This is a genomic window from Streptosporangium sp. NPDC004631 (assembly GCF_053601935.1).
The window spans coordinates 1-26,248 of record NZ_JBSGCR010000045.1 but is presented as its reverse complement, the minus strand read 5'-3'; the positions used below and the strand labels follow the sequence as shown (position 1 = coordinate 26,248).

Below are 26,248 nucleotides of genomic sequence, written 5' to 3'. Positions count from 1 at the left end.
CCGTGACAGTGGTGGCCGGTGCTCCCGAGCTGCTCGACGCGTGGGAGGCGGGCTGGGACCGCACCCCGCTGGAGCGGGGCCTCGCCATGCTCGCGGCCGGTACGGGCCGTCCGGCGGCCGAGCTGGCCCGCCTGACCATCGGGCAGCGCGACCGGGCGCTGTTCGAGTTGCGCGCCGCGCTGTTCGGCCCCGCCCTGGACGGGGTCTCCAGCTGCCCGGACTGCGACACGGATGTGGAGGTGTCCTTCGACCAGGGGCAGCTGCTCGGCCCGCCGATGCAGGCGCCGTACCCGCTGCCCACCAGCGCCGACGTCGCCGCCGCGCTGGCCGACGGCGACCCCTGCGACGCGCTCGTCGGCCGGTGTTCCGACGCCGACGCCGAGCAGGTGGTGGCCGCCTGGGCCGCCGCCGACCCGCTGCTGGACGTCGAGCTGTGCCTGTCGTGCCCCGACTGCGGGCGGGCCTGGGCCGAGTCCTTCGACATCGTCAGCTACCTGTGGTCGGAGCTGGACGGCTGGTGCCGCCGAACCCTGCTGGAGGTGCACGACCTGGCCGCGGCCTACGGGTGGACCGAACCGCAGGTGCTCGCGCTGAGCGCCTGGCGGCGGCAGTGCTACCTGGGCCTGGTGAGGTCATGAGCGGCCTGGTCCAGCGGCTGCTCGCGCGCAGCCGGGCACCGGTGAGCGGCGTCCGCCCCCGCCCGGCCTCGCTGTTCGAGCATCATCCGCCGGTGACCCGCGCTCCGGCCGAGCCGCCCGTCCTCGACACGCCGGCCCCCGCCCCCGCGCGCAGGCCACCGGGCGTCCCGGACGGGCAGGCACTCCGGCGGGCCGTCGCCCGGGACACGGCTCATCCGGTGGACGAGCCCTACCGGGAAGGCGACTTCAGCGCGCGGCGGCTCCCGCACGGCCACGGCGACGGCCGGGTGCCCGCGCCGGTCGCCCCCGGGTCCGGCGCGCCGGACCCCGCCACCGCTGTCGGGCTGCCACCCGCCGAGCGTCCCCCCACTCCGCCCGTTCAGGGCCCGGCGCCCGCGCCGCCGTCCCCTCCGCCGCTCCTGCCGTTCTTGGCGCGGACCGCCGAAGCCCGGCGCGGGTCGCCACCCCTGCTCCGGGTCGCCGCGGGGCCGGTACTCGCGGCGCCCGCGTCCGCTCCGCGCGCCCCGGACGTGCCGGACACCTCGCCGCCGGCGGTGGTCGAGATCTCGATCGGGCGACTCGAAGTACGCACCCCGCCCGCCCAGGCAGCTCCGCAGCCCAAGCCGTCGCGCAAAGACCACGTATCGGTGCTGGAGACCTACCTACGCAGGCGGGGGAAGGGGGAGCTGACATGAGCAACTCGCTCGCCATCGCCGCCGTGACCGCCGCGCTGCGCGCCAGGGTCTTCAACCGGCTGGGCGGCCCGCAGGTGACCGTCGTGCCGCCGGACCGCGCGGCCGAAGCGGTCAACGGCGACCACGTGAACCTGTTCCTGTACCGCGCGGACATGCACCCCTCCTTCCGCAACGCCGACCCGCCGGGCTCGCCGCCGGGGGAGTCGCCCAAGCCGCTGCTGCCGCTGGTCCTGCACTACCTGCTGGCGGCCTACAGCAACGACGAGGGCATCGCGCACGAGCTGCTCGGCGCGGCCATGCTGGCGCTGCACGACAGCCCGACCCTGTCCGGCGAGGAGATCCTGGCCGCCACGACGATCCCGCTGGTCGGCAGCGACCTGCATCTGCAGCTCGAACACGTGAAGATCAGCTTCGAGTCGCTGAGCCAGGACGACATCGCCAAGATGTGGACCGCGTTCGCCACGCCGTTCAGGGTCTCCGCGTCCTACCAGGTGTCGGCGGTGCTCATCGACAACCCCGCCCCCGGCGCCGCGCCGCTGCCCGTCCTCAGGCGCGGCCCCGACGGCAGGTCGCCGGTCACCCGCCCGGACGCCGCCTCGCCCTTTCCCGCACTCACCGGGATCCGGTACGGCGTGCCGGACCGTCCCGCGGCGCTGCCCGGTGAGACCGTCACGCTGACGGTGCGCAACCTCCCCGCGGGGGGCCTCGTGGCCCACCTCCGCCACCTGCGGGTGTCCGCCACGGCAGACGTCCGGGTACCGCCACCCGGAGCCGCCGAGGTCGCCGTCGCGCTGCCCGCCGCGGGACTGCCCGCAGGCCCCTGGGCGGTGTCCCTGAGCCCCGTGACCACGGGCACGCCGACGAACGAGGTCCCCCTGGCCGTCGCCTCCGAGACCGTCGCCCTCACCGCCGTCCCGGCCGGAGGCATCCCGCCCCGGACCACGGTGACCGTCATCACCGCCCGGCCGGTACTGGTCGGCCAGCAGGCGGCCATCCTGGTGGGAGGCCTGCACCTGCCCGTTCCCCTGCTGACCGCCGACACCACCGCCCTGTCGGCCACCGCCGAGATCCCTCCGGGCACCCACAAGGTCCGCCTGCGCGTCGACGGCGTCGACACCGACATCGTGGACCGCGCCACCGGCACCTTCAAGACCGGCCCAACGGCAGAGGTGGTGATCCCGTGACCGGCACCCCCGACTGGGAGAAGGCCAACAACACCTACCTGACGGCATCGCTGGCCTGGCTGACCTCCCGCCTCAACGCCCTCACCCCGCGGTCCCCCGATCCCGGCGAGGGGAGTGCCCCCGACCGGACCTCCGCCCCCGTTCGGCCTCACGCCGCCGAACCGCCGCGTCGGAGGGAGACGGGGGAGCGCCGGGCCCGTGACCACTCCGCCGGCCCCTCTCCGGCGGATGGGGCGGACATCGGGGAGCTGGAGGTCGCGCGGGAGGCGGCCGCCGAGGTGGGTGAGGGGACGGCGCCGCCCGCTCTGGTGCAGATCGCGGGACGGTTGGGGCTGAGCGACTTCGAGCGGGATGTGCTGCTGCTGTGTGTGGCGCCCGCGATCGAGCCGCAGGTCGGCGGCCTGATCGCCGCCGCGCAGGGGGATTCGGGGGCGACCGCGCCCACCTTCGCGCTCGCGCTGCGGCTGTTCGACGACGCCCGCTGGGATGTGCTGTCGCCCGAGCGGGGGTTGCGGTTCTGGCGGCTGGTGGAGCCGGTCGGCGCCGGGGCGCGGCCGCTGGTGACCGCACCGCTGCGGGCCGACGACCGGATCGTCGATCTGGTCCGGGGGCTCAACCGGCTCGACGAACGGCTGGCCGAGCTGGTCGAGCATCGGCCCGACCCGGCGGCTGGGCTCGACCTGCCGCCCTCGTCGCAGGCCGTGGCGGACGCCCTGGTCGGTGCCGCGCTGACCGAGACGCCCGACGGGCGATTCCCGGTGATCCAGCTGCTCGGCGGTGACGAGCAGAGCTGCGAGCTGGTGGCCGTACGGGCCATGGCGCGATTCGACCGCGACCTGTACCACCTGCCGGTCGACGCGCTGACGGGCGCGGGGGCCGACGTGGACCTGGTGGCCAGGCTGTGGCAGCGCGACAGCCTGCTGCTGCCGATCGCCCTGCTGCTCGACGCGACCGACGCCGATCCAGGGGGCGCGGTGGTACAGCGCTTCCTGTCGCATGTCGGCGGGCTCGTCCTGCTCGCCACGCGCGAGGTGTGGCCGATCACCGGCCGGGCCACCTCGGTCATCGACGTCACCCGGCCGTCCCCGGCCGAGCAGGCCGAAGTATGGGCGGTCGCGACCGGGCTGGCCCTGGAAGGGGCGCCCCGCGCGCTGGCCGGCCAGTTCCGGCTGAGCGTGCCCGCCATCCACCGCATCGCCACCGCCCTGCGCCCCACCCTCGGTCCGCCGCCCGCGGAGGAGGCGGGAGCCACGGGCGGGGAGGGGCCGGAGCGGCTCTGGGCCGCCTGCCGCGCTTCGGCGCGCCCCCGGCTGGAGGCGCTCGCCCAGCGGACCGTACCGCAGGCCGAGTGGGACGAGCTGGTGCTGCCCGAGGAGCAGACGAGCCTGCTGCGGCAGCTCGTGGCGCATGTACGGCATCAGGCCACGGTGTTCTCCACCTGGGGTTTCGGGGAGCGCAGAACGCGGGGCAACGGGGTCACCGCGCTGTTCAGCGGCCCGAGCGGGACAGGGAAGACCTTCGCCGCCGAGGTCCTCGCGCGCGAACTCGGCCTGGACCTCTACCGCGTCGACCTGTCGGCCGTGGTCAACAAGTACATCGGCGAGACCGAGAAGAACCTGCGCCGCGTCTTCGACGCGGCCGAGGACGGGGGCGCGCTGCTGCTGTTCGACGAGGCGGACGCGCTGTTCGGCCGCCGCAGCGAGGTGCGCGACAGCCACGACCGGTACGCCAACATCGAGGTCAGCTACCTGCTGCAGCGCATGGAGGCCTACGAGGGGGTGGCGGTGCTGGCCACCAACCTGCGTGCCGCGCTGGATCCGGCGTTCCTGCGGCGGCTGCGGTTCGTCGTCGACTTCCCGCTGCCCGCGCACGCGGAGCGCCGGCGGTTGTGGTCGGCGGCCTTCCCCCCGGCCGTGCCGCTCGGCGAACTCGACCTCGACGCGCTCGTGGAACTGCCGGTCACGGGCGCGGCCGTACAGGCGATCGCGCTGGGTGCGGCGTTCCTCGCGGCGGGCGACGGCGAGCCCGTCGGCACCCGGACGGTACTGCGCGCCGCGCGGATGGAGTTTCGCAAACTGGGCCTGCCGCTGACGGTCCCGAACCGGGAGCGGGTGGGGCGATGACGCGCGTCGTGCTGCACATCGACAGGGTCGTGCTGGAGTCGGGGTCGCGGCAGGAGTTCCTGGACGCGCTGACCGAGGCCGTACACCATGCGATGGCGGGCGGCCCCGTCGGCGGCCCGTCGCGGCGGCGGTTGAGTGTGGACGCCGCCGACGGCTCCATGCCGGGTCTGGCGCGGGCCGTGGTCTCCGGGATCCAGGGAGCGGCGGGGGGTGGCGGGCGGTGAGCGCGCGGTTCGCGCCGGGGACGCCCGTGGTGCCGCGGGGCGGGCTCGTCCTGCTCGATCCCGGCACCGGCGTGGTGCTCAGGGTCATCACCCTGCAGTACAACCCGGATACCATCACCCGCACGCTCCAGCCCCAGGGGGTGGGAGCCGAGCCGGGTGACCGCAGCGAGGCGCTGCGGCTGCGGGGCCCGGCCCACGAGACCATCAGGCTTGAGGCCGAACTCGACGCGACGGTCCAGCTTGAAGACCCCTTCGCGCCGGGCAACGACGCCGTCGCCGAGCACGGCCTGCTGCCCGTCCTCGCCACGTTGGACCTGCTGGTGAACCCGACGGCCGACGCGCTGCTGGCGCAGGACGACGCCGCGCGCAACGGCGCCTTCGAGATCGCCCCCGTCGAGTCCCCGCTCACGGTCTTCGTGTGGAGCAGGGACCGCGTGGTGCCGGTACGGCTCACCGAGTTCACCGTCACCGAGGAGGCGTTCGACTCCAACCTCAACCCGATCAGGGCCAAGGTGTCGCTGTCGCTGCGTGTCCTCACCATCGACGACCTGGGGTTCACCCACCGGGGAAGCGGCCTGTTCCTGGGCCACCAGCGCCGCCGCGAGCAGCTCGCCGCGCTGCACCGCTCCGACCCGCTGAGCGCCCTCGGCCTCACCGCCCCGCCAGGAGGCATCTGATGTTCGCCGCGACCAGCCGCTACCACGGGATCGAGACCGCGATCCACCGGCCGGAGGGCGGGGAGCCGATCCCCTACGTCCGCCGCAGGTTCCTGCCCGCGCGGCGGACGCTCACCGTGGTCGCCGTGCACCTGGTCCGCGACGGCGACCGGCTGGACCGGATCGCGGCGCTGTACCTCAACGACCCCGAGCGTTTCTGGCAGATCGCCGACGCCAACCCGGTGCTCGACCCCGCCGAGCTCACCGCCCACCAGGGGCGGCGGCTGGATGTCGCGCTGCCCGCCGCGACCACGGGGAGCCTCCATGGCTTCTGAGCTGCTGCTGTCGCTCAGGCTCGGCGCGCTGCTGGCCGAGCCGGTGCCGCGCGAGGTGGTGGACGCGCTGCTGTCGGTCCAGGTCAGCGAGGGCGTGGGGCAGCCGGGCGGCTTCCGGCTGTCGTTCGGCGTCGGCAGGCGGTCGACGCTGTTTCGCGAGCTGTTGCCGCTGGGGGCGCTCGACCCGCCGGCCAGGGCGCAGGTGGTCGTGACGATCAGGGGCCGGTCCACGGTGCTGATGGACGGCGTCGTCACCCGGCACGAGGTGGTGCCGTCCGCCGAACCCGGCCAGGCACGGCTGACGCTCACCGGGGAGGACGTCTCCCGGATGATGGACGTGGTCGACTTCACCGGCGTGCCGTACGTCGGCCTGCCGCCGGAGGCGCGGGTCGCGCTGATCTGCGCCAAGTATCCGATGTACGGGCTCGTCCCGCAGGTCGTGCCGAGCGTCTTCCTCGTCACGCCGAACCCGCTGGAGTCCACCCCGGCCCACCAGGGCACCGACCTGGCCTACGTCAAGGCGCTCGCGGCGCAGGCCGGCTACCAGTTCTACATCGAGCCGGGGCCGGTGCCGGGCGTCAACTTCGCGTACTGGGGGCCGCTGGTCAAGGCCGGGGCGCCCCAGCCCACGCTGTGGGCCAACGCCGACGCGGTCACCAACGTCGAGACGCTGACGTTCACCTTCGACGGGTTCTCCGCGACCCAGCTCGTCGCGCTGGTCCAGGAGCCGAACACCAAGTTCCCCATCCCCATCCCGATTCCGGACATCACCCCGGTCAACCCGCCGATGGGCGCCCGCGGGCCGCTGCCGCTGAAGGTGTCCGTGGTCCGCGGCCTCGCCAAGCTCTCCCCCGTCCAGGCGGCCGGGATCGCCCTGGCCAGGGCCGCCGACAGCTTCGAGGTGATCTCCGGGCAGGGCACCCTGGACGTGCTGCGGTACGGTCAGCCGCTGCGCGCGCGCCGTCCCGTCACGGTGCGCGGCGCGAGCCTCGGCTACGACGGCGCCTATTTCGTCAAGAGCGTCACCCACGACATCAAGCGGGGCGCGTACACCCAGCAGTTCACCCTGACCCGCAACGCGTTCCTGCCGCTGCCATAAGGAGTCGCTATGAACATGGACGACCTGGGGTACGTCGAGTCCCCCGGCTTCTTCGGCCCGGCCGAGCGAGAGGACGCCGACCCGCCGGGCAGCAGGCGCTTCTACGGCAAGTACCGGGGCTCGGTGCTGGAGAACCACGACCCGCTGGGCAGGGGGCGGCTGCTGGTCAACGTGCCCGACGTGCTGGGTCTGCTGCCGTCGTCGTGGGCGATGCCGTGTGTCCCGCTGGCCGGGCTGCAGATGGGTATGTTCGCCGTGCCGCCGCCGGGGGCGGGCGTCTGGGTGGAGTTCGAGCAGGGCAACCCCGACCACCCCGTCTGGGTGGGTTTCTTCTGGGGCGGCCCGGCCGAGACGCCCGCCACCGCCAGGCTGCTGACCCCGAAGGCGCCCGCCTTCCTGGTCGAGACCACAGGCAAGAGCAAGATCGCCCTGTCCGACGCCCCGGTGGCGCCGATGAAGGGCAGCGGCGTGCTGCTGCAGTCCCAGTCGGCGGCGATCACGGTCGACACCGCGGGCGTGACGATCACCGCGGCGAACATCAACCTCGTCGGGCTCGTCAACATCAACAACGGCGCGCTCATCGTGAAGCCGGCCTGAGGGGAGTGTTGACGATGCCGGGTTTCCTCCTGACCATCGCGTCGCAGGTCACCTGCCTGCACCAGGGCAAGGCCACGCTCACCCCCGGCCAGACCCAGGTGCTGGCGGGGGGCGCTCCGGTGGTGACCACCGGCGACCTCGTCGCCGTCGCGCCCTGCGCGCTGTCCTCGGCCACCCCGCCGAGCCCATGTGTCAAGATCGACTTCTCCCTGGCGGCGTCCACCCGGGTCTTCGTACTCGGCAAGCCGGTCGTGCTGGAACCCGCGGGGCCGGGAACGGGGCTGTGCCTGTCGGCCGCCCAGGCCCCCCAGGGGACCCCGGTGATCACCTCGGTGCAGCTCAGGGCGGCGGGCGCATGACCATCCATCTGGACTTTCCCTTCCACATCGACGCGCACGGCGGATCGGCCACCACGACGGACGAGGACCACGTGCGTGACATGGTCGAGCAGCTGCTGTTCACCATCCCGGGGGAGCGGGTGAACCGGCCCGACTTCGGCACCGGCGTGCTGCGGCTGGTCTTCGCGCCCAACGGCGCCGAGCTGGCCGGGGCGGTCGAGTACACACTCCAGGCCGCCCTGCAGCAGTGGCTCCCCGACGACCTGCGGGTCGAACGCGTGGACGTGCAGGCCGACGAGGGGATGCTGCTGGTGTCGGTCGCCTACGTGCTGCTGCTGACCGGAGAGCCCCGCTCGGTCCTCGTCGAACGGAGGACCGGGCCATGACGGCGGACCGGGGCTGCCCGCCCCGCGAGAGGCGGGAGCGGGACCGCGCCGCCGGGCTGGGCGGCATCGCCGGGGTGCGGGCCGACAACGCGGCGCGCACGCTGCGGCTGCTGCTGTTCGGCAAGGCCCCCGTGCCCGCGCCGGGCGTGGAGAACATCTCCGTCACAGGCCCCGGCCGGGCGGTGCGGCCCGTCGGCGTCGAGGTGATCGGGTCGCGTCTGGCGGGCCGCTACGACGAGCTGGTCGTCCACCTCGACCGGCTGGGGGACCGCTCACCGTACGTGGTGGCGCTGGTCGGGATGGAGGGCTTCGATCCCCGGTACGGCCAGGCGGGCTTCACCTTCACCGGCGACTGCGGCGAGGAGGGCGACTGCGGCGCGACCGCGTCCTGCCCGCCGGGGGAGAAGGGCCAAGCGGTCATCGACTACCTGGCCAAGGACTACGCGAGCTTCCGGCGGCTCATCCTGGACCGGCTCGCCCTGACCTCGCCCGCCTGGACCGACCGGCAGATACCCGACCTGGGGATCACCCTCGTCGAACTGCTCGCCTACGTCGGCGACCAGCTCTCCTACCGGCAGGACGCGGTGGCCACCGAGGCGTACCTGGGCACGGCCCGGCTGCGCACATCGGTGCGGCGGCACCTGCGGCTGGTCGACTACCGGATGCACGACGGCTGTAACGCGCGCACCTGGGTGCACCTGGAGGTCGAGGAGGCAGGTGTCCTGCCCGCGGGCTCCTACCGGTTCGCGACGGCCGTTCCCGCGCTCTACGGACGCCCGATGGTGTCGGCCGGGGAGCTGCGCCGCCTCGCGCCCGGAGGCCACCAGGTGTACGAGCCGATGCTGGAGCGCGACCTGGCCGTGCGCCCCGCGCGCAACCGCATCCGGCTCTGGACCTGGGGCGGCGAGGAGTGCCGCCTGCCGCGCGGCGCGACGGCGGCGACGCTGGTGGACGGCTGGTGCGACGAGAAACGGTCGGAGCGGCTGCTCGGCCTGCGCCCGGGCGATGTGGTGATCTTCGAGGAGGTGCGCGGCCCGCTCACCGGTGTGCCGGGCGACGCGGACGTCACGCACCGGCAGGCCGTACGGCTGACCGGCGTGGACGAGATCGACGACCCGGTGTACGACCAGCCGCTGCTCCGGGTGAGCTGGGCCTGCGAGGACGCCCTGACGTTCGCCCTGTGCCTGGCCTCGGTGGGCGGCGAGGAATGCTGCCTCATCGAGGACGTGAGCGTCGCCAGGGGCAACGTGGTCCTGGTCGACCACGGCGGCACCGAGGCCGGCGCGCTGGCCGTACCCGAGGGGGATCTCGGCGCGGTGCGCTGCGAGGGGCCGGGGCGCCCCGGACGCGATCCGGTGCGGGCGCGCTTCGATCCGGTGCTGCCGCCCGCCCCCCTCACCCGCCGGGCGCCCTATCCCCTCCCGGCGGACGTCGCCGCCCGCCAGGCCCTGGCGCTGGCCCGCACCCCTGCCGGGGCGGTGCCGCGGGCACGCGAGGCGGCCCGGCTGGCCAGGCTGACCGCGCGGGCGCACATCGGCGTGCCGCTGGACGCCGCCGACGCCGCCGAGGTCAACGCCACCTGGGGCGGCGACGCCGGGCTCGACCCGTCGGACCCCGCCGTCTCCGGTCCCGCGTCGGCGGCGCTCACCCAGGACCCGCGCACGGCACTGGCCCAGCTCTGGCTCACCTCGGGCGGGGAGACGTGGACGGTACGGCCCGACCTGATCGGCAGCGGACCGGAGGACCGGCACGTCACGGTCGAGGTGGACGACGCGGGCGGCTCACGCCTGCGCTTCGGCGACGGCGAGTACGGCAGGCAGGTCACCCCGGGGCAGCGATTCGACCTGCGGCTGCGGGTCGGCAACGGGACGGCGGGCAACGTCGGCCCCGAGGCGGTGGCCCATCTGGTGGTCTCCCGTCCCACCGCGGTGCCGGTGACCGGCGTGCGCAACCCGCTGGCCGCCACGGGCGGGATCGACCCCGAACCCGTCGCGGACGCCCGCCTGCTCGGTCCCACCGCCTACCGGCACCGCCTGGAACGGGCGGTCACCGCCGAGGACTACGCCGCGATCGCCGCACTCCAGCCGGGGGTCCAGGGCGCGGCCACCGACCTCGCCTGGACCGGCGGCTGGTACGAGGCCGATGTGGCGGTCGACCCCCTGCGCGGCGGTTGCGGGGATGAGCCCACGCTGGAGAGGGTGCGCGCCCGGCTGGAGCAGGTGCGGCGGATCGGGCACGACCTGCGGGTCGACCCGCCCCGGCCGGTCGCCGTCGATCTCGGGCTCCGGGTCTGCCTGGCGCCGGCCGCGCCCCGCGCCGCCGTCATGATCGCACTGCGGGCCGGGCTCGGCGACGGGCCGGGTGGCGTGTTCGACCCCGACCGCCTCACCTTCGGCACCGGCCTGTACACGAGCCGGATCGTCGCCGAGGCGATGGCGGTGCCCGGGGTCGTGTCGGCGAGCGTCGTCCGGCTGGCCCGTGCGGCCTCGCCGGGCCCGGCCGTACCCGACGGTGGCGCCCTGGCCTTCGGCCCGCTGGAGATCCCCTCAGGGGGGACGTTGACGCTGGATCTCGTGGGAGGACGGTGAGCCGATATGAGCCGTGGTGAGGGGGGTGCCGCCGGGATGTCTCCGACATCGGCCGGATGTTGCGGGCGGTGTGCGACGGGGATGTCTCCGGCTACGGCCGGATGTTGCGGGCGGTGTGCCACCGGGACGCCGTCGGCGAGGGTCAATCCGCCCGGGCGGTCGAGCCTGAGCGTCCGCGTGGGCACCCGGGCGGCGTTCCTGGCGACGATGATCGAGCGGCTGGCGTCGTCCGAGCATCCGGAGCTGGCCGGGCTGACCACCCGCGCGCCTGGCGACCCGGCGCTCGCGCTGCTGGACGCGTGGGCCTGCGTCGGCGACGTCCTGGCCTTCTACCAGGAACGGATCGCCGACGAGGGCTATCTGGGGACAGCCAAGGAACGGCGGTCGCTGGTGGAGCTGGCCGGGCTCGTCGGCTACCGCCCCCGGCCGGGGCTGGCGGCCGGTGCCTGGCTGGCGTACACACTCGACCCCGACCCCGCCGACCCGGCCGTCCAGGTGCCGTACGGCAGCAGGGTCCAGAGCGTCCCCGACCCCGGCGGCAAGCCGCAGATCTTCGAGACGGCCGAGGACCTCCTCGCGCGCTCCTCCTGGGGCGCCCTGCGGCCCCGGCTGCGCCGTCCGATGTCGCTGACCCGCTGCAACGTGAGCGGCATACCGGTGGTGTACGTCGAGGGGGTCTCGACCGGGCTCGCGCCCAACGACCGCCTGCTGTTCCACTTCACCGACGGATCGCCCGTGCTGAGGGTCGTCGAGTCGGTGGAGACCGATCTGACCGCCCAGGTGACCGCCGCCACGCTGCGGTCGCTTCCGCGCGGCGCGGCCGACGGCGGTGACGAGGACGGTGACGGTGACGACGGGGAGGCGGCGTTCGTCCGGCTGGAGGTGCTGCGGGTGAAGGCGGGCACCTTCGGCGCCGCCGCCCCGCTCAAACCGGTGCCGGCCGCCTCCGGCCGTCCGATCGGCGTCATGGCCGCGGCGGCGGACAACCCGGACTGGGAACTCGACGAGAGCCTGTACGACTCCGACGCGGGACCGCGCACCCTGCTCCCGCTCGACGCCGACTACCCGCGCGTCCTCGCCGGGAGCTGGATCGCGGTGGTGTCCGGCGACGGCGACGTGGACGTCAGCCTGGTGAGAGAGGTGCGCACGCTGGGCCTGGCCCGCTACGGCGTCTCCGGCAGGGTCACCGCGCTCGTGCTGGCGTCGGCCTGGTTCCCCGCCCGGGACGGCGACGCCACGCGACACCTCACCGAACTGCGCGGCCACACCTTCCACGTCCAGGCCGAACCCCTGACGCCGGCCGACGAACCGATCACCGAGCCCGTCGCCGGCGGCTCCATCGACCTCGGCGTGGTGATCCAGGACATGCCCGTCGGCCGCCGGATCATCGTGGCCGGGACGCCGCAGGAGGTGGGCCGGCTCACCGCCGTGAGCGGTACGGATCTCCGCGCCGCCGCGGACGGTGCGGACCCGCTCGCCGCCGCCGGGGGCGAGGTCGCGCGGGTGCTCGCGACCCGCAGGGCCGGCTCCCACACGATCCTGGACCTCGCGGCGCCCCTGCGCGGCACCTACCGCCGCTCCACCGTCACGGTCTGGGGGAACGTCGTGCGCGCCACCAACGGCGAGACGAAGATCGAACCCGCCGTCGGCAGCGGTGACGCCGGTACGGCCGGCCAGCGCTTCGCCCTCGGCCAGCGACCGCTGACCTACGTCGCCACCCCCGACGCCGACGGCGCCGAGGCGGAGTTGACCGTCAGGGTCGGCGGGATCGCCTGGCACGAGGTCCCCGAACTGGCTTGGGCGGGTCCGCTGGAGCGGGCCTACCAGGTGAGCGTGGACGCCGAAGGCGGCGCGACCGTCGAGTTCGGCGACGGCGGGCGCGGCGCGCGACTGCCCACCGGCACGGGCAACGTCGCCTTCCGGTACCGGGTCGGCCTGGGCCGGGCGGGCAACGTGCGGGCGGGGCAGCTCAACCAGCTGCAGACCAAACCTCTGGGCGTCAGCGCCGTGACCAACCCGCTGCGCGCCGGTGGGGGCGCCGACCAGGACGCGGACCAGGCGTTGCGCGGCCGGACGCCGCTGCCGACCCTGGCCATGGACCGGCTGGTGGGTCTGCGCGACTACGCGGACTTCACCCTGGCCCGCGCGGGCATCGGCAAGGCCGAGGCGACCCGTCTGGTGGCGGGTGGGCGCGAGCTGGTCCACCTGACGGTGGCGGGCGTGGACGACGCGCCGATCGAGCAGGACTCCGACCTCCTGCGCGGCCTGCTCGCGGCCTGCCGCCGCTTCGGCGACCCGGGAGTGCCGGTCGCCGCCGCGCCGCGCACACTGTGGAACGTCGTGCTGGAGGCGCGCGTGTGGATCGACGCCGACCGCGCCCCCGAGCTGGTCGGCCCGCAGGCTCGCACGGCACTGGAGTCGGCGTTCGGGTTCGACGCCCGCGCGCTCGGTCGCAGCGCCTACCTCGCCGAGGTCGTCACGGTACTCCAGCGCGTGCCCGGCGTCACGTTCGCCGACGTCGTACGGCTGGGCGCCACCCGGGGCACCGCCGCCGCGGACGCCGCCTCGGTGACCGGGGTGGCCGACCGGATACCCGCCGGGCCGGCCAGGACGGCGGCCGACGGCGTCCACATCGACCCCGCCGACCTCGTGGTGATCACACCTGGTCTGGACGGGTTCGTCGTCCTGCACGTGGAGGTGGCCCGATGACCCGTGACGAGCTGGCGGCGCTGCTGCCCGCCGTACACCGCAGTCGTGACGAGGAGCGGGGTCACCCGCTGCGCGCGCTGCTGCGCGTCGTCGAGGAGCAGGTGCGCGTCATCGAGGACGACCTCGACGCCTGGTACGACAACTGGTTCATCGAGACCTGTGAGGACTGGGTCGTACCGTACATCGCCGCGCTGGTCGGCGTCGACGGGGACGGCGTGTCGCGCGCGGAGGTCGCCGACGCGGTGGCCGCGCGCCGCCGCAAGGGCACCGCCGCCGCGCTGGAACGGCTCGCGTCCGACAGCGCGGGCCTGCCGGCGCGGGCCGTGGAGACCTACCGGACGCTGGTGCGCGACCAGCACGTCCGGCACGTCCTCCTGGACCGGCCTGCCACCTTCGACGTGCGCGACGTCGTCGCCTGCGAGCGGATCGGCGGGCCCTTCGACACCGCCCCCAGGCTCCCCGACGTGCGCCGGATCAACAGCGAGCTGACCCGGGGGCTGCACAACATCCCCGGCCTGGCGCTGTACGTCTGGCGGCTGCTGTCCTTCCCGGTCACCCGGGCCCCGGCGTTCTGCGTCGACCAGCGCTACAGCCGGTACCTGGTCAACGTGTTGGGCATCGACACCCAGCTGTTCGCCCGGCCGGTGACCGGACCGGCGCCCGCCCACCTGTCGGGACCGGCCGACGTGCCGCAGCCGATCAGCCGCGAGGAGTTCGCCGCGGCCGTGACCGAGTACTACGGTCCCGGGCGCGCCCTGCAGATCTGGCGCGACACCCTCGACAACCCGGTTCCCGCGAGCCGGATCGTCGGCGCCGACCTGAGCGACTGGGGCTACCGCGCCCGGTCGGGTCAGGTGGTCGTGGACCCGGTGCTCGGCAGGATCGCCTTCCCCCCGGACGAGGCGCCGGAGGAGGGGGTCTGGGTGAGCTGGTGCCACGGCTTCGGCGACCGCATGGGCGGCGGCGCCTACGCCAGGGCGACCACGCCGGTCGGTACCCGCCGCCGGTACGTCGTGGGAGGCGGCGGGTACGGCTCGATCACGGCCGCGCTCCAGCGGTGGCAGGAGGACAAGGCCGAGGACCCGTCCCTGTGCGACGTCCTCGTGGAGATCGTCGACTCGGCCGACTACACCGAGGCGCTCCGCGTCGAGCTGGACCTGGACGACCGGCTGGAGGTGCGGGCCGCGCCGTACCAGCGCCCGGTCATCAGGTTGCTCAACCAGAAGGCCAACCGGTTCGACGCGCTCTCGGTGCGGGCCAGGTCCAAGAACCCGCCGCCGGGGACGGCGGCGGACTGCCCGCCACCGGCCGCGCGCCGCCCGCGCCTGGTACTCGACGGGCTCGTGGTGTCGGGCCGCAGCGTCGACATCACCGGGCAGGTGGGCGAGGTGACGATCAGGCACTGCACGCTCGTGCCCGGCTGGGAGCTGGATCACCGATGCGGGCCCCGCCACGGCGAGGAGCCGTCGATCGAGCTGCGGCGCACCACCGCCCGGCTGCGGGTCGAGCGGTCGATCGTCGGCACGATCTTCGTCGACCAGGACGAGACCGCGAGCGAGCCGCTCATCGTCGAGGCCCACGACTCGATCATCGACGCGACCGACCGCGAGCTGGCGGCCGTGACGGGCGTGGAGGCCAGGAACGCCTACGCCGACCTGACGCTGCGCCGGTGCACCGTGCTGGGCGAGGTGCGCGTCTACCTGCTCAGGCTCGCCGAGGACACCATCGTCACCGGCTGCCTGCACGTGGCCAGGCGAGACGTCGGCTGCGTGCGCCACTCCTACGCCTCCTACGCCGGGCACGGCGGCCCGCCGCGCCACCGCTGCCCGCCCGACTCGGAGAACCGGCTGCGGCCCAGGTTCACCAGCGTCAGGTACGGCACGCCCGCCTACTGCCGGCTCCACGAGACCTGCGCCGACGCCATCCGCGCGGGAGCGGGGGACGGCGCCGAGATGGGCGCCTTCCACGACCTGTTCCAGGCGCGGCGACTCGCCAACCTCGTCGACCACCTGGACGAGTTCATCCCCCTCGGTGTCGACGCCGCCGTCATCACCGCCACCTAGAGAGGCAGCCGTGCACGGGGACTTCTCCAACATCACCTTCTCACCGGACCGCAACTACTCGATGGTCTTCGACCTGCAGGGCAGGGTCGGTCTGGACGCCAACCGCAACGAGCAGGCCGCGATCCTGCTGCACCGGCTGCGCGGCGCGCTGGCCGACCTGATGGGGCCCTACGCCGGGCCCGCGGGGCCGCACCTGGGCTTCGCCGTCGACAACCCGTCCGCGGCCGACTTCACCATCGGGGCGGGGCGCTACTACGTGGACGGCATCGGGGTGGAGAACCCGGCCGGCACCTCCTACGCCAGGCAGCCGCACGCCGTGATGGACGTCGCGGGCGACGACAAGCTGCCCAGGGGCAGGTACCTGGTGTACCTGAAGGTCTGGGAGCGGCACGTCACCGAGGTGGAGGCCCCCTGGCTGCACGAACCCGCGCTCGGCCTGCACCACCCCGACACGAGCAGCCGCGCCCAGGTGGTCTGGCAGGTCCGCGCCGTACCCGTGCCGGCGGGCGACGTGTCGCTGGAGACCTGGGTCCAGGAGTGGATCGCCGCCGCCGCGTCGATGGAGCACACGGGAGTGCTCCAGGTGCGGGCCAGGCGTCCGCAGGAGGCCGACGACGACCCGTGCGCCGCGCCGTCCGACGCCGAGTACACCGGGGAGAACCAGCTCTACCGGGTGGAGATCCGCAGCGGGGGTACGGCTCGCGAGGGGGCGAGCTTCGCCTGGTCACGGGATAACGGCTCGGTGATCTACCCGATCCTGGCACGTGAAGGGCCCGTGGTCCAGGTGAGCAGCCTGGGGCGCGACCGGCACACCACGCTGGAGATCGGCCAGTGGGTGGAGATCGTGGACGACGCCGTCTCGCTCCGCCGTGAGCTCGGCCTGCCCCGCCCCGCGCCGCCGCTGCGCAAGGTGGTCGACCTCGACGTGGACCTGTCGACCGTGACCCTGGACGCGCCGCCGCCCCCGACCGAGCGTGGACGCCACCCGTACCTGCGCCGCTGGGACCACACGCCGCCGGACAAGTCCCCCGACGGGGCCGTCCCGGTGACCGAGGCGTCCGCGGCCAGGAGGGACGCGGGATGGATCCCGCTGGAGCGGGGTGTCGAGGTGCGGTTCCTCACCGGCGAGCGAGGCAATCCGCACCGGTACCGTACGGGCGACTACTGGGTCTTCCCCGCCCGCCGTACGCTCGGCGACGTGATCTGGCGCCACCCGCAGGGCAGCGGCCCGCACGGCGTGGCCTACCACTACGCGCCGCTGGCCGTCGTCCAGGGCGACGGGGTCACCGGCTGGCGGACGTCGTTCGCCCTCCCGCTCACCCGCGGCCTGTGACGGCCGGTCATGGCGGTCAACGAGCGCGCCAGACGCCCCGGGCCCGTCCCCCCGCGGGTCCCGGCCGCCGCGCGCAGGGAGCTAGCCCGGCGGGGCGAGCAGCTGGACCCGGTGACGCGCACGGCCATGGAGGAACGGTTCGGGCATGATCTCAGCGAGGTCAGAGTGCACTCCGACGGCCCGGCCGCGCGGTCGGCGCGCGAACTGGGCGCCCGCGCGTACACCGTCGGTGAGCAGATCGTGTTCGGCCCCGGCAGGTTCGCCCCGCACACTCCCGACGGCAGGCACCTGCTCGCCCATGAGCTGGCCCACGTCATCCAGCAGCGAGGCGGCGCGGGTCCGCATCCGACCCGCCATGCCGGACTTGAGGCCGCGGCCCACGCTGCGGCCCAGGGAACCGGTCCCGCGGTCGTGCGCGGAAGCGCGGCGGTCGGCCTGGCCATGGCCGAGGAGACGGGCGGTCCCGCGAACCCGGAGGACGTCGCGGCGTACGCCCGGCTGAGGGAATTCCAGGACGCCGCCGACCTGCGGGCGTCCGAGCTGATGGAGGGCGTCGTCCGGAAGAGCCTCGACCGGTGGGAGGCGGCCCAGGCGGCGAAGGCCGTTCAGGCGGAGAAGGAGGGGAAGGGGGCGGCCGTCGACCCGCGCACCCCCGAAGAGCGGCGCGCGGCGGCCGAGGGGTCCATCCGGGGCGACGTCACCGTCGCCATCGGCTACGCCGTGGACGAGGAGGGCAACCTCCACCAGCTCGTCACCACCACCAAGGGCAACCGCCGCAAGCTCGTCGACCTGGGACCGCAGGAACAGTGGGTCAAGGCCGTACGCGGGACACGCCAGAAGCCGGAGCCCCCCGCCCCCAAGCCCAAGCCCAAGCTCACCCTCGTACCCGCGCCCGCGCAGGCCGTACCCGCGCCGGGCTCCAAGCCCGCCCCGGTCCCCGCCACGCCCACCCCCGCCACGCCCACCCCGGCCGTGACCTCCGCGCCCACACCCGCGCCCGGGTCGGCACTCGCGCTCGCCCATGAGCCCGAGCCCGAGTCCGCACCGAAGTCCGAGCCGGTACCCGCGTCGGGGGTCGTGCCGAAGACCGATCCCGCGTCCACCAAGGCGCCCGAGGTCGCGCCCACGTCCGGTCCGCACCTCGTCGACCAGCACGAGGGCGGGGACACCGCCGGGGAGGACGGGCTGAAGCGCAGGCGTACGGCGCAGCAGGCGCTCAAGGACGCGGAGGCGCGCCTGGCCGCCCACGCCGCGAAGTACGGCCTCAAGCTCGTCGCGGTCGGCGCGAGCTCCAACATATGCCCGCACTGCGCGGCCAAGCTCGGCGTGGCCGGTGCCACCACCGGCACCGCCCGAGCCAAGGACCCGCTGCGCGAACACGTCCCGTCGAACACCACCCCGGCGCTGGAGGCGATCAAGAAGCTTCCGCCCAAGCCGCCGGGACCCGAACCCGTCGTCGAGAAACGCCGCCCCACCCGGCCCGAGGGGGCCCCGCCCGGCGGTTCCGGAGCATCCCCGGCCCCGGCGAAACCGCAGGCGCCCCCGCCGCGGAACACGGAGGCACCGCAGGCGGAGGGGGGAGAGGCGGGGGAGGCCGACGCTCAGATCATTCAGAGGGCACAGGCGAGGCCCCAGGCGCCCCAGGCGCCCCAGGCCAAGCCGAAACCGGACACGCCGCCGCAGGTGACCGCTCCGCAGAAGACGGGGATCGCGGCTCCCAAGGCGGAAGCGCCCAAGGCGGCGGTCCCCAAGGCGGAAGCGCCCAAGGCGGCGGCTCTCGGGGGAGAGAAGCCGAGTGTCGAGACCTCGGGGGACCTCGGCAAGGTGACCAGGAGGCGGACCGCTGAGGAGAGCGGCGGGGCCGGGCGGAAGGTGACGACGACGGCGACCACCGCGGGGTGGGGGGAGGTCTCGTCCAAGACCGAGCGGTTCCAGGAGAGCGGTGGTGCCGGGACCAGGAGCGCGACCGGGACGGCCGTGACGCGGGGGGAGGGCAACCTGGCGGTCACCGGGAGCAGGGACGTCACCCGGGGGACCTTCGACGAGGGGGGCAACCTCCAGAAGGGGACGCAGACCGGTTACAAGGCGGGAGGCGGAGTCGTCGCGGGCCCTGAGGGGGTCGGCGGGCTGGGGTCGGCGAGCGCGCAGCGGACCACGGCGTACGGCAAGGGCTTCACCACGACCAGGTCGATCGCCGGCAACGCCCGGGTGGTGGTGAACGCCACGCGGGTGGAAGGGGCGGATCCGCCCCGCTACCAGCTGACGGTGACCATCACGGTCGGCGCGTCCGGCACACTGGGCGGTGGAGCGGGGCAGAGGGGTACGGCGAGCGGGTCGGTGTCGCTCACCGGGTCGATAACCGGCACCTTCGTCCACCGGTTCACCGCCGAGGAGACCGGACGCTACCTCGGGGATCTGGCCCGCGAGGGGGCTGGGGGCGCGGAGAAGGAACTGCGGGTCGTCGATCTCGTCGCGCGCGGGGGCGTCGCCGAGGCGCGGCGACTGCTCACCACCCTGGGCGCCGCGTCGTCCGCCGGGGAGGCCGCCGGGCTCGCCGAGGGCGACCAGGCGACCCTGGAGGTCCAGAAGGGCGCCGGCGGCTCCCTCGGCGCGACCTCGGCGGGCAGGTCGCCCGTCGGCGCCGAGGTCTCCTACAGCAGGAGCAGGTCGCTCAAGCGCACCGTGGCGCGTAAGGACGGGGCCGTGCTCGTCACGGTCGAGGTGGTGTCGGAGACCGCCGGGTCCATCGGGGCGTCCGGCTCCTCGGGGGTCGTGGGCGGCGGCCTCGGCTACGGCAGGAGGACATCGGAGGGCCGATCGGTCACCTTCCGCCTGAACCCCGGCGATCCGGACTACCGGCCCAGGTTCGACCGGATACTCGCGGTCGACGACGCCGCCGGGCTGGGCGCTCTCGCCTCCTTGGACCCGGCCAGGGTGGAGGGCACCGGATTCAGCACCGGATGGTCGACGACGCTGACCCCCAAGGTGAGCATCGCCGGGGCGGAGGCGTCGATATCGACCACCCACGCCTACGCGGAGAAGGTGGTCGCCGACGCCGAGGGCAGGCGCAGGCAGTTCACCGGATCCTCCGGCGGTGGCATCGACGTCGGGGTGGCCTCGGGTCCCAAGCTCGGCTACCGGACCGAGCAGGCCGTCACCGCCGCGGTCGGCCCCGACAAGAAGGCCACGGGTGACGTCAGCACCACGACGTCGGAGACCGACCTCGGCGCCTCGGCCCGCGCACTGGCCTCGGCCGCGGACAAGACGCCCATCGCCGGTGCGATCGGGCTGGTCACCGGTGGCACCAAGCTGCTGCAGTCCCGCACCGAGGTGATCGGGATGAAGCTGTCGGACGACGACTTCGGAGCCATCGCGGCGGCCTCCCGGGAGCGGGGCAGATGGGACCGCGCCTTCCGGGGCCGGGTGAACCAGAGCTTCCAGGAGTGGCAGCGACTGGGCCGCAGGATCGCCGCCGGCGGCGGGGACCGGGAGGCGATGAGCCGCGCGCTCGCCCAGTACGCCGCCGAGAACGACCAGGCGTCCGACGCCGTGCAGGCGGTGGTCCGCCCGCAGGGCCAGGCCGAGGGCGGCGTGCGCTACGACTGGCCGTCCGAACTGGCCAAGGAGCGGGAGACGTTCGAGACCGTCGTGGTGGGTGACCGGGTCGCCCGGCTCAGGGCCCGCGCCGCCGCCGGAGCCTTCGAGGAGGCTCAGGCGGGCCTGAACGCCGACAACGCCAGGCTCGCCAAGGCGGCCGGGGCCATCACGGCCGCAGCCGAGCAGTTCTCCGATGTGGCGGCGGTGGCCGAGATGCTGCGCAGGATCGGCGGCAAGCAGACGGAGATCCGCGCCGAGCTGCGCAGGCTGAAAGCGGCGCTCGCGCCGGGCGAACCGGCGGCCAGGCCCGCAGCCGCGATCGGGCCCACCCCCGACGTCCAGGCGGCGGAGGAGCGCAACGCCAGGATTCAGAGCCTGATCCCCGCCGCGCTGACGCTGCGCGAGCGCGAGACGGCGATCTTCGCCGAGGTGCGCAGGGAACTCGACCATCCGCCGTGGTATCGAGGCCCGGACGTCATCTCCGTCATCCAGGCGCTCAACAGGCTCAGGCCGCTCTACACGCAGTGGGACGCGCTGGTCGCCGAACTCCGCGCCGTCATGCGCGAGCGCGGTGAGGACGGGTCACGCGCCGACGGCTACGGCCCCGACCGCAAGACCTGGGAGGCGCTGCGCCGTCATCCGGAACTGACCAGATACGGCTGAGCCGTACTGAATTTCGCAAAGAGGGACGTTTTTGGACGTCGTACGACTATCGCCGGAGCGTTACTCGGATAAATGCAAATGTTACGGTGATGAATGGGTTATATGGCCGGTGCAAGGTGGGGTTCATGGACGAGCGGGCGGACCTGTTCGTGGTCAGAGTCTGGTTCGAAGGGCCAGGCCATGACCGGTTTCGTGCCCGAATCATGGTCTCCGGACTGAATTCCGAGGCGCCTCCCGTCTCCTTCGTGACCGCCAGTCAGCAGGAAGTCGTCGAAAAACTCCGAGAATGGCTGGCCGAAGTGGCGCTCTATTGACAGCCTTCTCTTGGCAGCATAAAACCATGGAACCCGTTCGTGTATGGGAGGGGCGCCCGATGGACAGCACACCTGCTGTCGCGGCGTACGATGCGCGGCCGGAGGGGTCAGCCAGCCTGCGTCTGCTGGGCGCCTTCGAGGTGTCGGCACGCGGCGAAACGGCGGGTGCGCGGTGGGGCGACCTGCCGCACAGCGCCCGGCGGCTGGTCGCCTTCCTCGGTCTGCACGGCACCGCGACCCGAGACTTCGCCGCAGGCAGCCTGTGGCCCGACTCCACGGAGGCACGCGCGCAGGCCGACCTCCGCACCACCCTGTGGCGGGCCGGCAGGGCCTGCCCGGGGCTGATCGTCGCCGGTGGCCCCTCCATGCGACTGCACCCGCGCGTCCGGGTCGACGTCGACGAGCTGCAGGCGTTGAGCAGGCGGCTGCACACGGGACAGCCGGGACAGGCCGAGGCGGACGGCCCCTGGCCGCCGCCGTACGGCGTGCTGCTGCCCGGCTGGTACGACGAATGGGTCGTCGTCGTCCGTGAGCGCGTCCGCCAGCTCCAGCTGCACACCCTGGAGGCCCTCGCCGAGCAGCAGCTCGGCCGCGGCGCCTACGGCCGGGCGCTGGACCTCGCGCTGAGCGCCGTCGAGTACGAGCCGCTGCGGGAGAGCTCCCAGAGGCTGGTCGTCCGCATCCACCTCGCCGAGGGCAACCTCGCCGAGGCGGTCCGTGCCGTACAGGCGTTCAAGAAACTGCTCTGGCGGGAGATCAGGGTCCGGCCGACCCCCGAGTTCCTGCGCCTGGTCGACCTTGTGGTGCCGCGCTGAGCGGGAGCAGGTCCAAGACCGCTCGACCCCGGCCCGCCCTCGCCGGGCATCTCGCCGGTGCGCTCATGTGAGAAGGGCGATGTGGCGGGTGACGGCCGAGGCTGGGACCAGCCGGGTACGGGCCCGCCTGAGGAGCGTAGCCGTCCGGTGCGGAGCCGCTCACGGAGCACGGCCCGGCCCGTGCTGAGCAGGACTTTTGTGGATTCCGGACCGCTTTTGGCCGCATAGGCTCTGCCACGACGCCTCCAGGGGAGACCCGGGGGACGGCCCCGGTGTGACCGTGGCTGATCGGGTCCGCTCGGGGGTCACCCCAAATGTCATACCGGGCGTGTCTGGCCCGTTCTTTCGGCGCGCCATACGGTCACCCAAACGAATCCCCGATGCGCACAGAAGAACCTGGAGTACCCCATGTCAACCCTTGCCATCAGGAACGTGACGCTTCTGGACGGGACCGGTGGCACCGCCCGCGCCGCCTCGTCGGTGCACGTGACCGACGGGCGGATCGGCTGGGTCGGCGACGCGTCCGCGGAGCCGCAGGACGTGACGGTCAGCCAGGTCATCGACGGTACCGGCCGGACCCTGCTTCCCGGCTTCATCGACAGCCACGTCCACCTGTGCGCCGACCCGGAGCGTCCGGGCCGCTACGACCCCCTCCAGGTCAGCACCGAACGCCTGGCCATGGAGGTCCTGAGCCACGCGCAGGACGCCCTGCGGGCCGGGGTCACGACGCTCGCCGACTGCGGCGGCCGCGACTACGTCACCCTCGACGTGCGCGACGCGATCCTCGCCGGTTCGGTCCTCGGCCCGCGGATCATGACGACCGGCCTCGGCATCTCGATCACCGGTGGGCACTTTCACTGGTATTCGATCGAGGCCGACGACGTCGCCGAACTGCGCAAGGCGACCCGCACGCTCGTCAAGCGCGGCGTCGACTTCATCAAGCTCTTCGGCACCGGCGGCGGGTCGACGATGGGCTCGAACCCGGCCCTCGCGCAGTACACCGTCGAGGAGTTTCGCACCGTCATCGAGGAGGCCGAGCGCGGCGGGATCCGGGTCACGACCCATGTCCACGGCACCCCCGGCATTCGCAACGCCGTCGAGGCCGGCATTCACCGCCTTGAGCACGTCCAGTTCTTCGACGCCGAGGGCGACATCCGCTTCGACGCCGAGCTGGCCGGGCAGATCCTCGACGCCGGCATCCCGATCAGCCTCGGCATGGCCAAACGGTGGCGCACCGAGCAGGCCATCGACGGGTTCCTCACCCCGCGTCAGCTCCAGCAGCGAGACCTGCGCGACAAGCGCATTCAGGTGCTGCGCAACTTCCGCGAGGCGGGCGTCAAGCTCGTCGCGAGCACCGACGCCGGTATGACGATGACGCCCTTCGACGACCTGCCGCACCTGATGTCGTTCCTGACCTCCCAGATCTCGATGACGATCCCCGAGGTGATCCACTCGGTCACCGGGCGGGCCGCCACGGCTCTCGGGATCGACGCGGACCACGGGACGATCGAGGTCGGCAGGCTCGCCGACCTGGTCCTGGCCGACGGCGACGTCTCCGTCGGCCTTGAGCCGCTCTTCGGTGAGCTCGACGTCTTCCGGGCCGGGCGCCGGCTCGTCCACCGCGGCCGGCTCACCGGACCGGCCACGCGTCACGCGATGGACACTGCAGACCAAGAGGCACCCTGATGACCAGGGTTCCCCGCTTCCTGAGCCTGCTGCTGGTCGCCCTCGCCGGAGCGACGATCATCGGTTCGCTGCAGCGTGACGTCTGGACCGACCTCGGTCCGGGCCCGGGTTTCTTCCCCCTCGTCGTCGGCGGTCTCCTGCTGGCCCTGTCGGTGGCCCTGACCGTCGAACTGGTGCGCGCCCCCGACGTCGCGGCCGAGGCCGCGACGGACGACCCGGCCCCTGAGGTCGACGGCTCCCGTCCGCCCGCCACGGATGGGCGGTCCTTCACGCCCGTCCCCGGCGACACCACGGGCGGTCCCTCCGCGGACCTCGACCCGGATGTCACCCACGTCGCGATCCGCGAGGCGCGGGAGAGACCACGCACCCCGTTCGGGGGCGTTCCCGGCCCGGTCCTCGTCGTCTCGGCGCTCGTCGTGTCGCTCATGCTCATGAGCGTCCTCGGCTTCCGGATCTCGATCGGCCTGCTCGTGTTCTTCGTACTGGCCGTCGTCGAGCGGATGCGTGTCCTCCACGCGCTGGCGCTGGCGCTGGCGATCAGCCTCGGCTCGTTCTACCTCTTCTCCGAACTGCTGGACGTTGAGCTTCAGACCGGCATCTGGGGGCTGTGATCCATGGACTCCCTCGGTTACCTCATCGACGGCCTCGGCACCGCGCTGGAGCCGTACAACCTGCTCTTCGCCCTGATCGGCTGCCTCATCGGCACCGCGGTGGGAGTCCTGCCCGGTGTCGGGCCGACGGCCGCCACGGCGATGCTCATTCCGATGACCATCGGGCTCGATCCGATCGCCGCGATCATCATGCTCTCCGCGATCTACTACGGCGCCCAGTACGGCGGCACGATCACCTCGGTGCTCATCAACACCCCCGGTGAGGTCGCCTCCGCGGTGACCTGCATCGACGGCTACCAGATGGCCAAGAAGGGGCGCGCGGCCACCGCGCTCGCCGTCTCGGCGGTCGGCTCGTTCATCGGTGGCACCATCGCCAGCTTCGGCCTCGTGCTGCTCGCCATCCCCCTGACGAGCATGGCCCTGAAGTTCGGTCCGCCGGAACTCTGCGCCCTGATGATCTTCGGGCTCACCCTCGTCGTCGGACTCGGCGGCAAGTCCCTCAAGCGCGCGGTGATCGCGGCCTGCATCGGTCTGCTCATCGGCCTGGTCGGCATCGACCCGGTCGCGGGTGAGCCCCGGTTCACCTTCGGCATGCCCGAGCTGCTCGACGGCCTCGACTTCGTGCCGGTCCTGATGGGCCTGTTCGGCGTCAGCGAGATCCTGCTCAACCTCGGCGGCGGTGGCAGCGCGCAGGGGCCGCAGCGGGTCGCGAAGCGCACGGAGTGGCGCGTCGTCGGCAAGTCGATGCCGGCCATCGGCCGCGGTACCGGTCTGGGCTTCCTCCTCGGTCTTATCCCCGGGGTCGGCGCCGCGGTCCCCACCTACCTGTCGTATGCCCTGGAGCGCAAGGTTTCCAAGCACCCCGAGCGCTTCGGCAAGGGTGCCGTGGAGGGCGTCGCCGGCCCGGAGACCGCCAACAACTCCTACGCCAGCGCCTCGATGATCCCGCTGTTCACGCTCGGCATCCCCGGCTCGGCCACCCTGGCGGTGCTGATGGGCGCCTTCCTGATGAACGGCCTGAGCCCGGGTCCGCTGCTGTTCAGCGAGCACCCGGACTTCGCCTGGGCCGTCATCGCGAGCTTCTACGTCGGCAACGTCATCCTGATCATCCTGAACCTGCCGCTGATCCCGATGTGGGTGAAGATCCTCAAGGTGCCCTACAAGGTGCTCTACCCGCTCATCCTGGTCATGGCCATCGTCGGCTCGATCGCCCTGCGCGGCGAGGTCTTCGACGCCGGTGTCATGCTCTTCTTCGGCCTCGTCGGCGTCGCCTGCCGCCGGCTCGACATCCCGCTCGCGCCGATGTCGCTCACGCTGATCCTCGGCCCGATGATCGAAAAGAGCCTCCGGCAGAGCCTGTCCCTGTCCCAGGGTGACTTCTCCATCTTCTTCAGCCGTCCGATCTCGCTGGCCCTGATGGTCCTCAGCGCCGTGGTGATCGGCGTCTTCGCCCTGAATCTGGTGCGCGGCGACAGCCGCGTCGAGAGTGAGACCTGAACCGATGTCTGAACTCGCTGGATTGTCGCTGGCCCGGGTGGGTGAGTTGATCCGTGACCGGGAGGTCTCCCCGGTGGAGGTCACCGTGGGTGTTCTG

The 26,248-nt window shown here is 73.4% G+C and carries 21 protein-coding genes; all 21 read left to right on the top strand.

Annotation, left to right across the window (positions count from 1 at the left end; all coding sequences use genetic code 11):
- Positions 1–2 precede the first annotated feature (2 nt).
- The 21 genes from ACWEF2_RS29555 to ACWEF2_RS29455 all read left to right on the top strand — a co-directional run bounded on the left by ACWEF2_RS29555 (position 3) and on the right by ACWEF2_RS29455 (position 26,151).
- Complete coding sequence (locus ACWEF2_RS29555; RefSeq protein ID WP_453819600.1) at positions 3–638, top strand: hypothetical protein; 636 nt, start codon at positions 3–5, stop codon at positions 636–638.
- Positions 635–1,333 carry a hypothetical protein gene (locus ACWEF2_RS29550; RefSeq protein WP_453819599.1) on the top strand — a complete coding sequence of 233 codons (699 nt, stop codon included), beginning with the start codon at positions 635–637 and terminating at the stop codon, positions 1,331–1,333. Before ACWEF2_RS29555 ends, ACWEF2_RS29550 begins: the two co-directional genes overlap by 4 nt.
- Positions 1,330–2,517, top strand: coding sequence for a Pvc16 family protein (locus tag ACWEF2_RS29545; RefSeq protein ID WP_453819598.1), 1,188 nt, complete (start codon positions 1,330–1,332; stop codon positions 2,515–2,517). The genes ACWEF2_RS29550 and ACWEF2_RS29545 overlap by 4 nt, the downstream gene beginning before the upstream one ends.
- On the top strand, positions 2,514–4,640 hold the full coding sequence (locus ACWEF2_RS29540; protein ID WP_453819597.1) for an ATP-binding protein: 2,127 nt from the start codon (positions 2,514–2,516) through the stop codon (positions 4,638–4,640). The genes ACWEF2_RS29545 and ACWEF2_RS29540 overlap by 4 nt, the downstream gene beginning before the upstream one ends.
- On the top strand, positions 4,637–4,864 hold the full coding sequence (locus ACWEF2_RS29535) for a hypothetical protein (protein ID WP_453819596.1): 228 nt from the start codon (positions 4,637–4,639) through the stop codon (positions 4,862–4,864). Before ACWEF2_RS29540 ends, ACWEF2_RS29535 begins: the two co-directional genes overlap by 4 nt.
- Positions 4,861–5,541 (top strand): hypothetical protein, encoded by a 681-nt coding sequence (locus ACWEF2_RS29530; RefSeq protein ID WP_453819595.1) that lies wholly within the window; start codon positions 4,861–4,863, stop codon positions 5,539–5,541. The genes ACWEF2_RS29535 and ACWEF2_RS29530 overlap by 4 nt, the downstream gene beginning before the upstream one ends.
- Positions 5,541–5,855, top strand: a complete 315-nt coding sequence (locus ACWEF2_RS29525; protein WP_453819594.1) for a hypothetical protein — start codon at positions 5,541–5,543, stop codon at positions 5,853–5,855. The genes ACWEF2_RS29530 and ACWEF2_RS29525 overlap by 1 nt, the downstream gene beginning before the upstream one ends.
- Entirely contained in the window at positions 5,845–6,954 is a 1,110-nt protein-coding gene (locus ACWEF2_RS29520; RefSeq protein WP_453819593.1) for a hypothetical protein, read from the top strand. The genes ACWEF2_RS29525 and ACWEF2_RS29520 overlap by 11 nt, the downstream gene beginning before the upstream one ends.
- A 9-nt stretch (positions 6,955–6,963) precedes the next feature.
- The gene (locus tag ACWEF2_RS29515; RefSeq protein WP_453819592.1) at positions 6,964–7,551 is read left to right on the top strand and encodes a phage baseplate assembly protein V; all 588 of its coding nucleotides are present in this window, start codon (positions 6,964–6,966) and stop codon (positions 7,549–7,551) included.
- Between the two features lie 14 nt (positions 7,552–7,565).
- Positions 7,566–7,910, top strand: a complete 345-nt coding sequence (locus ACWEF2_RS29510) for a hypothetical protein (RefSeq protein WP_453819591.1) — start codon at positions 7,566–7,568, stop codon at positions 7,908–7,910.
- Positions 7,907–8,275: a GPW/gp25 family protein gene (locus ACWEF2_RS29505; RefSeq protein ID WP_453819590.1), complete on the top strand. Its 369-nt coding sequence runs from the start codon at positions 7,907–7,909 to the stop codon at positions 8,273–8,275. The genes ACWEF2_RS29510 and ACWEF2_RS29505 overlap by 4 nt, the downstream gene beginning before the upstream one ends.
- On the top strand, positions 8,272–10,863 hold the full coding sequence (locus ACWEF2_RS29500; protein WP_453819589.1) for a putative baseplate assembly protein: 2,592 nt from the start codon (positions 8,272–8,274) through the stop codon (positions 10,861–10,863). The genes ACWEF2_RS29505 and ACWEF2_RS29500 overlap by 4 nt, the downstream gene beginning before the upstream one ends.
- A gap of 177 nt (positions 10,864–11,040) precedes the next feature.
- Positions 11,041–13,572, top strand: coding sequence for a putative baseplate assembly protein (locus ACWEF2_RS29495; RefSeq protein ID WP_453819588.1), 2,532 nt, complete (start codon positions 11,041–11,043; stop codon positions 13,570–13,572).
- Positions 13,569–15,635 (top strand): phage tail protein, encoded by a 2,067-nt coding sequence (locus ACWEF2_RS29490; protein WP_453819587.1) that lies wholly within the window; start codon positions 13,569–13,571, stop codon positions 15,633–15,635. The genes ACWEF2_RS29495 and ACWEF2_RS29490 overlap by 4 nt, the downstream gene beginning before the upstream one ends.
- Before the next feature lie 10 nt (positions 15,636–15,645).
- A complete protein-coding gene (locus tag ACWEF2_RS29485; protein ID WP_453819586.1) occupies positions 15,646–16,968 on the top strand; it encodes a DUF6519 domain-containing protein in 1,323 nt (440 codons plus the stop codon).
- Positions 16,969–17,079: 111 nt separating this feature from the next.
- Entirely contained in the window at positions 17,080–21,228 is a 4,149-nt protein-coding gene (locus ACWEF2_RS29480) for an eCIS core domain-containing protein (RefSeq protein WP_453819585.1), read from the top strand.
- Positions 21,229–21,353: 125 nt separating this feature from the next.
- Positions 21,354–21,542 (top strand): hypothetical protein, encoded by a 189-nt coding sequence (locus ACWEF2_RS29475; protein WP_453819584.1) that lies wholly within the window; start codon positions 21,354–21,356, stop codon positions 21,540–21,542.
- A 59-nt stretch (positions 21,543–21,601) separates the two neighbouring features.
- Positions 21,602–22,357, top strand: a complete 756-nt coding sequence (locus ACWEF2_RS29470; protein WP_453819583.1) for an AfsR/SARP family transcriptional regulator — start codon at positions 21,602–21,604, stop codon at positions 22,355–22,357.
- A 408-nt stretch (positions 22,358–22,765) separates the two neighbouring features.
- Positions 22,766–24,043 carry an amidohydrolase family protein gene (locus ACWEF2_RS29465; RefSeq protein WP_453819582.1) on the top strand — a complete coding sequence of 426 codons (1,278 nt, stop codon included), beginning with the start codon at positions 22,766–22,768 and terminating at the stop codon, positions 24,041–24,043.
- Positions 24,043–24,654, top strand: a complete 612-nt coding sequence (locus ACWEF2_RS29460) for a tripartite tricarboxylate transporter TctB family protein (protein WP_453819581.1) — start codon at positions 24,043–24,045, stop codon at positions 24,652–24,654. The genes ACWEF2_RS29465 and ACWEF2_RS29460 overlap by 1 nt, the downstream gene beginning before the upstream one ends.
- Positions 24,655–24,657: 3 nt before the next feature.
- The gene (locus ACWEF2_RS29455) at positions 24,658–26,151 is read left to right on the top strand and encodes a tripartite tricarboxylate transporter permease (RefSeq protein ID WP_453819580.1); all 1,494 of its coding nucleotides are present in this window, start codon (positions 24,658–24,660) and stop codon (positions 26,149–26,151) included.
- The last annotated feature ends 97 nt before the right edge of the window (positions 26,152–26,248 follow it).